The sequence below is a fragment of the Kutzneria buriramensis genome (assembly GCF_003387475.1).
In the GTDB taxonomy this organism is placed as follows: domain Bacteria; phylum Actinomycetota; class Actinomycetes; order Mycobacteriales; family Pseudonocardiaceae; genus Kutzneria; species Kutzneria buriramensis.
In genome coordinates this window covers 115,025-126,548 of the sequence record NZ_QUNO01000012.1, presented here as the reverse complement: position 1 = coordinate 126,548, position 11,524 = coordinate 115,025, and the positions used below count along the sequence as shown (strand labels likewise).

The window sequence follows — 11,524 nt, the reverse complement described above, 5'->3', positions numbered from 1 at the left end:
GCGCTCGTCCACGTCCATCACCCAGCCAGGAAGTGGCAGAGCAACCATGAAGGTGCTGGTCACAGCGTGTCCAACCTATGGACATTTCTTTCCGCTGGTCCCGTTGTGCTGGGCATTGCGCAACGGTGGCCATGACGTTCTCGTCGCATTGCCGGGACGTTTCGCCGATGTAGCGGCGGCCGCCGGACTGCCCGCCGTCCGGCTCGGCCCCGATTGTCCGGTACGGGATTTCGTCCCGACCGATCACGCCGTTCAGGACAACTCCACGGCGGCCCTGATCGACCACGTCGTCGCCTACTATCTGCCGCTGGCCGAACGGCTCGCCGGCCGCACGGTCGAGCTGGCCTCGCAGTGGCGGGCGGACGTCGTGCTGCACACGCCGTGGGAGCACGCCGGTCCGCTCGCGGCGGCCGTGGTCGGCATCCCCACCGTGATGCAGACCTGGGGCGTCGCGCTGCCCCCGGAGCTGCCCGGCGCCACCGCGGCGGCGCTCGCCGGTCTGCACCACCGCTGGGGGCTCGACGGCGTCGGCGAACCGACCTGGACCGTCGACGTGTGTCCGCCCAGCCTGCAATACCCCGGCGAGCCGCCGGCGGCGCTGCCGATGACGTACGTCCCGTACAACGGCTCGGGCCCGGTGCCGTCGTGGCTGCTGGAGCAGTCGGACCGCCCGCGGATCTGCGTGACGCTGGGCAGCATCCCGATCCCCGGCGACCACGCGTCCGTGCTGGACGTCGTGCTGGACGGACTGTCCGACGTCGCCGCCGACGTCGTGCTCGTCACCGGCGGCAACCTCGCGCCGCTCGACGACCTGCCACCGCACATCCGCGCCGTCACCGGTCTGCCGTTGAGCCACGCGCTGCCGACCTGCGACGTGATCGTGCACCACGGCGGGTCGGGCACCACCATGACGTCGACCGCGTTCGGGCTGCCGCAGCTGGCGTTGCCGCAGATGTGCGACCAGTACCGGCACGCCGAGCGGCTGGCCGCCGCCGGCGGCGGCATCCAGTACCTGCCGGGGCAGGTCGACGCCGAGACCGTCCGCGGGGCGGTCACCGCGCTGCTGGCCGACGGCAGCCACCGCGCGGCCGCACGCGCGCTGCGGGCGGAGATCCGCCACCGGCCGTCGCCGGATCTGGTCGCCGACAGCCTCCACGATCTCGTGTGCCTGGCGGAGGTGCGGTCGTGAACTGGGTGGGACGCACCGCCGTGGTGACCGGCGGCCTCGGCTTCGTCGGCTCGCACTTCGTGCAGCAGCTGCTCGTGCGCGGCGCGGAGGTCATCTGCCTCTACCGCACGGAAAGACCCGAGGTGATCGCCGAGTTGGACCACACCGCGCGGCTCCGGCTGATCCAACTCGACCTGCTCGACGAGAACGAGCTGCGGGCGGCCTGCCGGTACGCCGCCCGGCGGGTCGACGCGGTGGTGCACTGCGCCGCGCTGGACGGCAACGCCGAGTTCAAGCGGCGGCACTCGGCGCGGATCCTCGACGAGAACATGCGGATCGCCTCCCACGTGCTCGGCGCCGCCCGGCGCCAGCAGGTGGACCAAGTGGTGCTGATGAGCTCGGCCGAGGTCTACGCGCCGGACGCGCCGGATCCGGCCACCGAGGAGGACGACTTCCGCCGGCACGCGCACTTCACCGACAACGGCTACGCGCTGTCGAAGATGTACACCGAGATCCTCGCCGACCTGCACCGCAAGCAGTTCGACATGACCATCCACGTGCCCCGGCCGACCAACGTGTACGGGCCGCGGGACGGTGGCGGGCGGGTGATCCCGGCGATGCTCGGCCGGCTTGCCGCCGGCGAGGAGGTGGTGATCTGGGGCGACGGCCGCCAGACCCGCAGCTTCGTGCACGTCGAGGACCTGGTCCGGACCACGCTGGCGATGATCGCCACGAGCCGCCACGCCGCGGTCAACGTCGGCGGGGACGAGTCGGTGTCCATTGTGGACCTGGCCCGCCGCCTCGCCGCGCTGCTCGGACGGCCCGAGCGGATCCGGCTGGACCGGGACAAGCCGGCCGGGTCGGCCGCCCGGCGGCTGGACCTGCGGCGGATGAACGAGATCGTCGACTTCACGCCCCGCCCGCTGACGGACGGCCTGGCCGACACGGTGGCCTGGTTCCTCGCCACGCGGCGGGACCGCGCCGCCGCCTAGGGCGCCCCGGCTCCCAGGGCCAGGGCGTCGGAGATGAAGGCCAGCTCCCGCTCCATCGTCACGCTGCCGAGCTCCGGCTCGGCGGCGTGACGGGCCACCGAGTGCTGGTAGCTGACGGCCAGCGCGAGCAGCTCGGCGGCGCTGTCGACGTCGGCCTTGCACTGCACCTCGCTGCCCGCCGCCATGATCACCTTGCGGATCAGGCCCACCAGCTTGCGGAACCGGCTCTGCAACGCGTCGCGCACGGTGTGGTGGGTGTCGGCCTCGCGGTAGAGCAGGCTGCTCAGCACCAGCGACTCCTGCCGCCGCCGGTCCAGCTCGGCGAGCAGGCCGCGCAGGCTGCCGGCGACGTCGCCGTCGACGACCACCCCGGACAGGTCGATGCGCTCGTCGGGCAGCCGCTCGACGAGCGCAACGAGGAGATCCGGCTTGCGCTTGAAGTAGTAGTGCACGAGACCCTTGGGCACCCCGGCCCGTTCGGCGATCTTGGAGGTGGGGGTGGCCTCGAACCCGGTCTCGGCGAACAGTTCCTCCGCCGCCGTCAGGATTCGCTCCCGTGCCGGGATCTCCTCCACCCTCACCTCGCCAATCGTCAGTGGGAACCGGCCAGTCCCCGGTGCGCCGAGTTCGCGACCGGCACCGCGACGGCGCCCGCGAGCACGGTCAGCACGCCGCCGACCCAGGACACCCAGGAGGCGCCGGACATCGCGGTGTAGCTCATCACCCAGGGTGCCACGAACAGCAGCACGCCGAGAACGATCTGCACCCACTCGCCGGCAACCATGCTGGGCGAGGCCAGCGACCACAGCCCGTCGAGCACGACGAGCACACCCAGGACGATCATCGTCCACGCAGCGGCCGTGGAGGTCGCCACCACGATCGGCGAGAGCGCGACCAGCGCACCGATCACGACCTCGGTCCAGTCCTGCCACCTAGTCCATGACTTGGCCATTTCCAACCCCTCCACATCCTCGTGGGATCCCCCGATCATGCGCCTTGGTTGGCCGGCCGGTCAAGACTTGTGACCGGCTAGACATCTGCGGCCTGACCTGGCGTTATCCGGGAATTGTCGGGGCCGGGTCGTACCGTGCCGTATGCGGAAAATCGTGTACTCCCTGACGGCCTCGCTGGACGGGTTCTTCGAGGGGCCCGACCGTGAGATCGACTGGCACCAGGTCGACGACGAGCTGCACCAACACATGAACGACCTGTACCGGGACGTGAGCGCGTTCCTGACCGGCCGGATCACCCACGAGCTGATGGCCAAGGCCTGGCCGGCGGTGGCCGCCGACCCGGACGCGACCGCGACGATGGCCGACTTCGCCGCGATCTGGTGCGCCAAGCCGAAGCACGTCTTCTCGACGACCTGGCAGAGCACCGACTGGAACACCACCATCCACCGCGAGGTGGACGTCGAGGAGATCCGCCGACTCCAGCAGGAGCCGGGCGAGTACATGTCCGTCGGCGGCCCCGACCTGGCCCGGACCTTCCGCGAGCTGGACCTGGTCGACGAGTACCGCGTGTACACGTACCCGGTGCTCATCGGCCGCGGACGTCCCCTGTTCGCCCCGGTCGACGCCCGCGCCGACCTGCGGCTCGTCGACCTGCGGCGGTTCGGGAACGGGGTGACACTGCAGCACTACGCCCGCTGACGGGTGAACCCGGCCACATCGGTAGTTCTGGATCGTTACTCGTGGGTAACCTCCGTCCAACCTGCGATCGGACCCCAGCTAGAGGCCCCGGAGGCAACGCCGTGCAGAAGATCCTCGACGCGATCCTCGCCGACGAGCGGGACGCGCTCGCGCACCTGCCCGTTCCCGAGACCTACAAGGGCATGACCGTGCACGCCGACGAGGTGAACCTCTTCGACGGCATGGCCACCGCGGACAAGGACCCGCGCCGGTCGCTACACCTGGACGAGGTGCCCACCCCCGAGCTCGGCCCGGGCGAGGCCCTGGTCGCGGTGATGGCCAGCGCCATCAACTACAACACCGTCTGGACCTCGATCTTCGAGCCGCTGTCGACCTTCGGCTTCCTCAAGCGGTACGGAAAGACCTCGCCGCTGGCCTCCCGGCACGACCAGCCCTACCACGTGGTCGGCTCCGACCTGGCCGGCGTCGTGCTGCGCACCGGCCCGGGCGTGCAGGCGTGGAAGCCCGGCGACGAGGTGGTCGCGCACTGCCTGTCCGTCGAGCTGGAGAGCCCGGACGGGCACAACGACACCATGCTCGACCCGGAGCAGCGGATCTGGGGCTTCGAGACCAACTTCGGCGGCCTGGCCGAGCTGGCGCTGGTCAAGACCAACCAGCTGATGCCCAAGCCGAAGCACCTCACCTGGGAGGAGGCCGCCTCCCCCGGTCTGGTCAACTCCACCGCGTACCGGCAGCTGGTGTCCACCAACGGCGCCAACATGAAGCAGGGCGACACCGTCCTGATCTGGGGCGCCTCCGGCGGCCTCGGCTCGTACGCCACGCAGTTCGCCCTCAACGGCGGCGCGATCCCGGTGTGCGTGGTGTCCAGCGAGGAGAAGGCGGAGATCTGCCGCCGCATGGGCGCGGAACTGATCATCAACCGCAATGCCGAGGGCTACAGGTTCTGGAAGGACGAGCACGAGCAGGATCCGCGGGAGTGGAAGCGGTTCGGCGCCAAGATCCGCGAGCTGACCGGCGGCGACGACCCGGACATCGTGTTCGAGCACCCGGGCCGGGAGACCTTCGGCGCCAGCGTCTACGTGGCGCGCAAGGGCGGCACCATCGTCACCTGCGCGTCCACCAGCGGCTACATGCACAGCTACGACAACCGGTACCTGTGGATGAACCTCAAGCGGATCATCGGCTCGCACTTCGCCAACTACCGCGAGGCGTGGGAGGCGAACCGCTTGATCGCCAAGGGGAAGATCCACCCCACACTGTCCAAGGTGTACTCATTGTCGGAGACCGGCCAGGCCGCGCGGGACGTGCAGAGCAACGCGCACCAGGGCAAGGTCGGCGTGCTGTGCCTGGCCCCCGAGGAGGGTCTCGGCGTGCGCGATCCCGAGCTGCGCGCGCGGCATCTGTCCGACATCAACCGGTTCCGGGGCGTGTGAGGCGATTCCGCCATGCGTCGTGCACACCGGCGTCACCCGTACCGGTAGCGTGGGCACATGGCCCTTGGCAGCGACCGTGATCTCGTCCCGTTGGGAACCGGCTTCGACGTCGTCAAGCGCGGTTACGACAAAGCCCAGGTGGAGGACCACCTGGAACGGCTGGACGCCGACCTCAAGCTGCTGGCCGCCGATCGGGACGCCGCGGTGTCCCAGGCGAACGACCTGGCCAGGCAGCTGGAGAAGGCCCGGTCGGAGATCGACGACCTGCGCGGCCAGGTCGAGCGGCTGTCGCTGCCGCCCACCACGCTGGAGGGCCTGAGCGAGCGTCTGCAACGGATGCTGAAGCTCGCTCAGGAGGAGGCCAACGAGACCAAGGCGCGGGCCGAGGCCGAGGCCGGGCACATCCGGGCCCGGGCCGAGGAGGAGGGCGCCGCGCTGCGCGCCCGGTACGAGCAGATGATGCGCGACGTGGACGCGCGGCGCGCGGCCATGGAGACCGAGCACAAGAACGTGATGGAGGCCGCGCACGCCGAGGCCAAGCGCATCACGGACGAGTCGGCGCAGAAGCGGGACGAGGCCGACGCGGCGGCGGCGGCCGTCCGCACCAAGGCCGACGCCGACTCCCTGGCCAAGCGGACCCAGGTCGAGGAGGACTTCGAGATCGCCATGTCCGCGCGGCGCACCGACGCCATGCGGGCGCTGGCCGAGCAGGAGGCGTCCAGCAAGGCCGAGGCCGAGAAGCGGGTCCGGGAGGCGACCGAGGAGGCCAACCGGCGGCGGCACGACTCCATCGCCGAGGCGACCGCCCGGTTGCAGGAGGCCACCGACGAGGCGCACCGCCGGGTGCGGGAGGCCACCGACGAGTCCGCCCGCCGGGTCGGCGACGCCACGCGGCGCGTCGAGCACCTGCGCGGGCTGCGCAACCGGATCGCCGGTCAGCTCACCGAGGCCCGCGGCTTGATCATCGCCGCGGCGCCGATGCTGGAGCGGCTGCCGGAGGAGAAGGTCGCCGACGAGTCGCCGACCGTGCAGGTCAACGTGCCGGAGGGTGGCGAGGCAAAGCCGGGCACCCAGCAGGCCGGCGCCCCGGCGCAGGCCAGTGGTCCGGCGGCCCAGGGGCAGGCCTCGGCGGCAGTGCCGCAGGGCCAGACCGGTCAGGCTCCGACGCCGGCCGGCGCGGCTGCGGCGCAGGGCCAGTCCGGCACGCCGGCGGCCCCGCAAGGCCAGACCGGTCAGGCTCCGACGCAGGCCGGCGCGGCTGCGGCGCAGGGCCAGTCCGGCACGCCGGCGGCCCCGCAAGGCCAGTCCGGTCAGGCCCCGACGCAGGCCGGCGCGGCTGCGGCGCAGGGCCAGTCCGGCACGCCGGCGGCCCCGCAAGGCCAGTCCGGTCAGGCCCCGACGCAGGCCGGCGCGGCTCCGTCAGCCGTGCCGAGTCAGGCCGGCGCTCCGACGGCCGCCCCACAGGGTCAGGCTCCCGCCAACCGCCCCCAGGCCCCTGCCGCTGCTTCCCGGCCGCAGGCTCCGGCCGGTCAGCCCGCGAACACGCAGGCCGCCCCGACGCCGTTATCCGCACCCCAGGCGACCCAGGCACTGTCGCAGCCGCAGGCCGCGCAGCCGCTGACCACGACCAACCCCGCCGCGACGCCCAACCAGGTCACGCAGCCGGTGCAGCAGGTGCCCCTGAAGGGCGGCAAGCCCGGCACGCCGCGCACCGGTCGTCCCCCGGCCAAGCAGCAGCCCCGCGCCGCCGGCGCCGCGCAGCAGCAGCCCCAGCAGGGTGGTCAGCAGCCGGCCGCCGCCAAGGACGCCGAGCAGACCAAGAAGATCCAGCGTCCCAACCCGCGGCAGTCCGCGAAGCGCTGACCCAGCCTCGAACCGGTCGGGGACCGCCAACGCGGCCCCCGACCGGCCGTTCTCAGTCCGCGAACCCGTGTTCGTCGAGCCACTCCTGGACCACCGCCGCGAACGCCTCGGGGTCCTCGACCGGCGGCAGATGGCCGCAGCCGGCCAGCTCCACCACCCGCGCCCCGGGCACCTGCACCGCGCCCGGCGCCATCAGGGCGTCCTCCGCGCCCCGTACGACCAGCGTCGGCACAGTGACCTGGGCCAGCAGCTCCGTCGAGTCCGGCCGCGCCGCCATGGCCCGCTGCGCCCGCGCCACCACCGACCCCGCCTGCGACTCGATGATCGAACGCAGCGTGGCCAGCACCTCCGGCTTGGGCGCGGAGCCGACCAGGTTCGGCAGCAGGGCGTCCGCCAACCAGCCGCTCACGCCCTCGGCCTCGGCGCGGGCGGCCATCGCCAGCCGGTTCTCCCGGGCCTCCGGGGCGTCGGCGGCCGACTTCGTGTCGACGAACAGCAGGCCGGCCACCCGCTCCGGGGCCTTGCGCAGGATGGACATCGCCAGGTAGCCGCCCATCGAGCAGCCGCCGAGCACGAACGGCTCGTCGCCCAGGCCGGCCAGCACGGTGTCGGCGGCGTCGTCCAGGCTCGGCGGGCCGTCGCCGAGGTCCGGGGTGACCATCCGCAAACGTTTGGCAAACGGCTCGCGGACGCCGTCCCACATACGGGAGTCCAACGGGAAGGCGTGCAAGAGGACCAACATCATGTGCGCCGACGCTACTGTGCACGGTCGTGCCTGACCATCCGCTCATCCTGCTGACCGGTACCTCCGCCGCCGGCAAGACCACCGTCGGCCGGCTGCTCGCCGACGCGCTGCCCACGAGCGCGTTCGTCGAGGGCGACGCCGTGCGCACGATGATCCGCAACGGCCGCGCCGACATGGCCCCGGAGCCGTCGCCGGAGGCGCTGCGCCAGCTCGGGCTGCGCTACCGCCAGACCGCGCTGCTCGCCGACTCCTTCCACGAGGCCGGCTTCGCCACCGTCGTCGAGGACGTGATCATCGGCCGCCACCTGGTCGAGTTCGTGCGCTCGCTGAGGGCCCGGCCGCTGCACGTGATCGTCCTGGTGCCCGACGAGGAGACCGTCCGCCGCCGTGAGGCCGAGCGCAGCAAGATCGCCTACGACGACGTGTGGACGCCCGCCGCGCTCAACGCCGTCGTGCACCGGGACACCCCGCGGATCGGGCTGTGGCTGGACAGTTCCACCCAGACCGCCGAGCAGACGGTCGAACAGGTACTGAATCGGCTCCCGGAGAGCCTCATCGAGCACCTGTAGCGACCCTGCGGGCGCAGAATCGGGGTCATGCGGACAGCCGAACTGCGCACCGAGCGGTTGCTGCTGCGTCGGTTACGGGCCGAGGACCTGCCCACCGTGACCGAGATCCAGGGCGACCGGGAGGCGAACCGGCACAACCCGCTGGGCACCGCCAGCCCGGCGCGGATCGCCCAGCAGCTGCGGTGCTGGGTCGCCGACTGGGCCGAGCACGGCATCGGCTACTGGCTGGTGGTCGACGCCGCGTCCGAGGGGGCCGTCGGCATCGGCGGCCTGCGCCGGATCGAGCACGACGGGGAGCCGGCGCTGAACCTGTTCTACCGGTTCCGGCCGGCCGCGTGGGGGCGCGGGCTGGCGCTGGAGATGGCGCGGGCCGCCGTCGGGTGGGCCGAGCGCCGGGACCCCGGCGTGCCGGTCGTCGTGATCACCACGCGGGACAACCTGCCGTCCATTCGCCTGGCCGAGCGGCTGGGCTTCCGGGAGGCCGGGCGCGACCCGTACTGGCTGGAGTTCAGACGATGGTGACCTTGCGGTCCTCCGCCGGGCCGTCCCAGTGTCGCGGCAGCGGCACCTCGACGTCCGGCGCGACCGTGGCCACGATCGCGTCCAGCACCGCTTCGGCGTAGCCGACGAACAGGTGCTTCGCGCCGGCGAACTCCTCGATCCGGGCCTGCGGGATCGGCGCGAACCGGTCGCGGGCCTGCGCCGGCCGCAGGTAGTCGTCGAACTCCGGGACCAGGCACACCACCGGCTTGTCCGTGCCCGCCCACGCCGTCAGGTCCGAGGGAGAGCTGTAGCGCAGCGGCGGTGCGATCAACACCGCTCCCGCGACGTCGTCGACGCAGCCGTGCCGCAGGGCCAGGTCCGTGCCGAAGGACCAGCCCACCAGCCACACGTTCGGCAGGTTCCGGTCCTTCGCGAGGTTCAGCGCCGCCGCCACGTCCAGCCGCTCGCCGTCCCCGTTGTCGAACGCCCCCTCGCTGCGCCCCGCCTCGCTCGCCGTGCCGCGGGTGTTGAAGCGCAGCACCGCGATGTCCGCCAGCGCCGGCAGGCGGAACGCCGCCTTCCGGTACAGGTGCGAGTCCATCATGCCGCCGTGGGTCGGCAGCGGATGCAGGCAGACCAGCGTCGCCCTCGGCCTGTGGTCCGCCGGCGACGCCAGCTCCCCCACCAGTTTCAGGCCGTCGGCCGTCGTCAGGCTCACCGGCTCGCGGCGGGCCGGCAGCATCGTGTTGGCGCGGATGTCGGTGCTCATTACCGAAAATCGTGCCAGGTCAGGGCGTTCGCGACGGCACAATGCCGGCATGACCTCGACCACCCTGTGGCGGCCCACCGGCCCGGAGGAGCTGGAGCTGGTCCGCGCCGCCGGCTGGCGCCGCTGGCCGCCGCGGCTCCCGGACCAGCCGATCTTCTACCCGGTGCTGAACGAGGACTACGCCGTGCGGATCGCCCGGGAGTGGAACGTGCCGCACTCCGGCGTCGGCTTCGTGACCCGGTTCGCGGTTCGCACCGAGTTCCTCGACCGGTACGAGGTGCACCAGGTCGGCGGGCAGACCATTCTCGAGTACTGGGTCCCCGCCGAGGAGCTCGAGGACTTCAACGACAACCTCGTCGGCGAGATCGAGGTCGTGCACGAGTTCCGGTGAGCTAGTGCCTGCGGGTCGGCCTGCGCCGGCCTCGGCTGTTCCAGCACCCCGTGTGCCAGTGCCGGCGGTCGTCCACGCCGCCGTAGTCGTCCGCCGGCCAGGCCACCATGTGCGGCGTGCCCGGCCGGATCTCGTGGTCGCAGCCCGGGCACCGGTACTTCTTCTCCGCTCCGCCCACCGGCCGGACGTTCCAGTCCCCGTCCGGCCCCGACTCGGTTCTCGCCCACCCGAACGTCGACGGTCGCGGCTCGTCGGCGTCCCTCGGTCCGGGGCGGTGCGGTCGGTTACGGCGTGGCACGGGTGACCAGGCTATCCGGGCGCGGGTCCGGTGCCGGACAATGGCCCCATGCCGATCTACGACTTCCGGTGCCGCCAGTGCGGCGACACCTTCGAGGTGAACCGGCCGATGAGCAGCGCCGCCGACCCGGCCAGCTGCCCGGCCGGACACGACGACACCGTCAAGCTGCTGACCACCGTCGGCGTGAACACCGGCGCGGCCGCCCCCGCCGGCGGCGGCTGCTGCGGCGGAGGCTGCTGCGGTTAGGGCTGCCCGACCAGCTCGACCTCACAGGTGAGCCCGGGTGCCCGACTGAGCCGGGCGTCCATGGTCACCAGCGGCGCGCCGAGGCTCGCCGCCAGTGCGACATGGAGCGCGTCGTAGTACGTGATGGCACCGCGCAGTTGCCAGGCCGCGTCCGACAGCGGCCTGACCGCTGGATATCGGTTGTCCACCAGGTACTTGAGCGAATGCAGGGCCGTCAGGCAGTCATCAGCCGAAAGGTCGCCAGCAAGTTCCTGACGGCGGAGCACACTGCCCACCTCGGCATCGGCCAGATGCGGGACATGGCAGGTCGATGCGGCGATCCGCTTGCGGAGTTCTCGGGCTTCCTCCGTGAACACCGTGGTCGCGTAGACGAATGCCGAGGAATCCAACACGATGTCGGTCATCGGCGTTCCTCGTCCCGGTACGTCAGGATCTTGTCAGGGTCGGCGCCGCCGGATTCGGCGAGGCCCGCCTCGATCACCGCGATCACTTCCTGCTTGGTCCTCCTGGCCGCCATCGCGATCACCTGATCCCGCATGTACGCCTGGATCGACTGGCCGGCCTCCTCAGCCCGCAGTCGGATGGTCAGGTACGCGTCTTCCGGGATGTCTCGGATCTGAATGGTCGGCACATCGTCAGGGTAGCGCTGATTTAGCGCTACCGAGCTCGCGGTCGTGTTCATGGCTCGTTTCCTCGGAGGTCGAGGACAGCCGTGAGAGTGGTCGGGCCAGCCTGGCCTCGATCTCATTCAACATCTCGTCCGGTGTCCGGTGTGACGCCAGCGCGATCAGGTGCCCTCGCACGTAGTCCTCGACCGACTGGCCCGCGATGCGGGCGCGCGCGGCGATGGTGTCCAGGGTTCGAGGTGGCAATCCCGAGATCTTCATGATCGTCACGCGCACAGGGTAGCGGACG

The 11,524-nt window shown here is 71.8% G+C and carries 16 protein-coding genes and 1 pseudogene; 9 read left to right on the top strand and 8 right to left on the bottom strand.

Features of this window, described 5'->3' with window-relative positions:
• Positions 1–46: 46 nt before the first annotated feature.
• Both BCF44_RS32425 and BCF44_RS32420 read left to right on the top strand, forming a co-directional pair.
• Positions 47–1,189 carry a nucleotide disphospho-sugar-binding domain-containing protein gene (locus BCF44_RS32425; protein WP_342775672.1) on the top strand — a complete coding sequence of 381 codons (1,143 nt, stop codon included), beginning with the start codon at positions 47–49 and terminating at the stop codon, positions 1,187–1,189.
• Positions 1,186–2,160 (top strand): NAD-dependent epimerase/dehydratase family protein, encoded by a 975-nt coding sequence (locus BCF44_RS32420; RefSeq protein WP_116178242.1) that lies wholly within the window; start codon positions 1,186–1,188, stop codon positions 2,158–2,160. The genes BCF44_RS32425 and BCF44_RS32420 overlap by 4 nt, the downstream gene beginning before the upstream one ends.
• Here the strand turns inward: BCF44_RS32420 and BCF44_RS32415 are convergent.
• Complete coding sequence (locus tag BCF44_RS32415; RefSeq protein WP_116178241.1) at positions 2,157–2,735, bottom strand: TetR/AcrR family transcriptional regulator; 579 nt, start codon at positions 2,733–2,735, stop codon at positions 2,157–2,159. The genes BCF44_RS32420 and BCF44_RS32415 overlap by 4 nt on opposite strands.
• Before the next feature lie 17 nt (positions 2,736–2,752).
• A complete protein-coding gene (locus BCF44_RS32410) occupies positions 2,753–3,112 on the bottom strand; it encodes an SPW repeat domain-containing protein (protein WP_116178240.1) in 360 nt (119 codons plus the stop codon).
• A gap of 142 nt (positions 3,113–3,254) precedes the next feature.
• Between BCF44_RS32410 and BCF44_RS32405 the strand changes: the two genes are divergently transcribed.
• The 3 genes and pseudogenes from BCF44_RS32405 to BCF44_RS57920 form a co-directional block, all read left to right on the top strand.
• Positions 3,255–3,812: a dihydrofolate reductase family protein gene (locus tag BCF44_RS32405; RefSeq protein ID WP_116178239.1), complete on the top strand. Its 558-nt coding sequence runs from the start codon at positions 3,255–3,257 to the stop codon at positions 3,810–3,812.
• A 101-nt stretch (positions 3,813–3,913) separates the two neighbouring features.
• Positions 3,914–5,245: a crotonyl-CoA carboxylase/reductase gene (gene ccrA, locus BCF44_RS32400; RefSeq protein ID WP_116178238.1), complete on the top strand. Its 1,332-nt coding sequence runs from the start codon at positions 3,914–3,916 to the stop codon at positions 5,243–5,245.
• Between the two features lie 57 nt (positions 5,246–5,302).
• Positions 5,303–6,229: pseudogene (locus tag BCF44_RS57920) on the top strand (chromosome segregation protein); the annotation flags it as partial.
• Between the two features lie 931 nt (positions 6,230–7,160).
• Here BCF44_RS57920 and BCF44_RS32390 read toward each other — a convergent pair.
• Entirely contained in the window at positions 7,161–7,853 is a 693-nt protein-coding gene (locus BCF44_RS32390) for an alpha/beta fold hydrolase (RefSeq protein ID WP_116178237.1), read from the bottom strand.
• A 26-nt stretch (positions 7,854–7,879) separates the two neighbouring features.
• On the opposite strand from BCF44_RS32390, the gene BCF44_RS32385 reads away from it, so the two are divergent.
• Together BCF44_RS32385 and BCF44_RS32380 are read left to right on the top strand one after the other, a co-directional pair.
• Positions 7,880–8,422, top strand: coding sequence for an AAA family ATPase (locus BCF44_RS32385; protein WP_116178236.1), 543 nt, complete (start codon positions 7,880–7,882; stop codon positions 8,420–8,422).
• A 27-nt stretch (positions 8,423–8,449) separates the two neighbouring features.
• Positions 8,450–8,944, top strand: a complete 495-nt coding sequence (locus BCF44_RS32380) for a GNAT family N-acetyltransferase (RefSeq protein ID WP_116178235.1) — start codon at positions 8,450–8,452, stop codon at positions 8,942–8,944.
• On the opposite strand, the gene BCF44_RS32375 is transcribed toward BCF44_RS32380, so the two are convergent.
• Positions 8,931–9,674: an alpha/beta hydrolase gene (locus BCF44_RS32375; RefSeq protein WP_116178234.1), complete on the bottom strand. Its 744-nt coding sequence runs from the start codon at positions 9,672–9,674 to the stop codon at positions 8,931–8,933. The two genes, BCF44_RS32380 and BCF44_RS32375, sit on opposite strands and share 14 nt — an antisense overlap.
• Before the next feature lie 49 nt (positions 9,675–9,723).
• Between BCF44_RS32375 and BCF44_RS32370 the strand changes: the two genes are divergently transcribed.
• Positions 9,724–10,065 carry a hypothetical protein gene (locus BCF44_RS32370; protein WP_116178233.1) on the top strand — a complete coding sequence of 114 codons (342 nt, stop codon included), beginning with the start codon at positions 9,724–9,726 and terminating at the stop codon, positions 10,063–10,065.
• A gap of 1 nt (position 10,066) precedes the next feature.
• Here BCF44_RS32370 and BCF44_RS32365 read toward each other — a convergent pair whose 3' ends face one another.
• Positions 10,067–10,363: a hypothetical protein gene (locus BCF44_RS32365; protein WP_116178232.1), complete on the bottom strand. Its 297-nt coding sequence runs from the start codon at positions 10,361–10,363 to the stop codon at positions 10,067–10,069.
• Between the two features lie 48 nt (positions 10,364–10,411).
• On the opposite strand from BCF44_RS32365, the gene BCF44_RS32360 reads away from it, so the two are divergent.
• Positions 10,412–10,609: an FmdB family zinc ribbon protein gene (locus BCF44_RS32360; RefSeq protein ID WP_116178231.1), complete on the top strand. Its 198-nt coding sequence runs from the start codon at positions 10,412–10,414 to the stop codon at positions 10,607–10,609.
• Here BCF44_RS32360 and BCF44_RS32355 read toward each other — a convergent pair.
• The 3 genes from BCF44_RS32355 to BCF44_RS32345 are packed head-to-tail and all read right to left on the bottom strand — an operon-like array spanning position 10,606 to position 11,505.
• Entirely contained in the window at positions 10,606–11,013 is a 408-nt protein-coding gene (locus BCF44_RS32355; RefSeq protein WP_116178230.1) for a type II toxin-antitoxin system VapC family toxin, read from the bottom strand. The genes BCF44_RS32360 and BCF44_RS32355 overlap by 4 nt on opposite strands.
• Positions 11,010–11,291, bottom strand: coding sequence for a FitA-like ribbon-helix-helix domain-containing protein (locus tag BCF44_RS32350; protein WP_211353310.1), 282 nt, complete (start codon positions 11,289–11,291; stop codon positions 11,010–11,012). The genes BCF44_RS32355 and BCF44_RS32350 overlap by 4 nt, the downstream gene beginning before the upstream one ends.
• On the bottom strand, positions 11,245–11,505 hold the full coding sequence (locus tag BCF44_RS32345; RefSeq protein ID WP_147328713.1) for a hypothetical protein: 261 nt from the start codon (positions 11,503–11,505) through the stop codon (positions 11,245–11,247). The genes BCF44_RS32350 and BCF44_RS32345 overlap by 47 nt, the downstream gene beginning before the upstream one ends.
• Between the last annotated feature and the right edge of the window lie 19 nt (positions 11,506–11,524).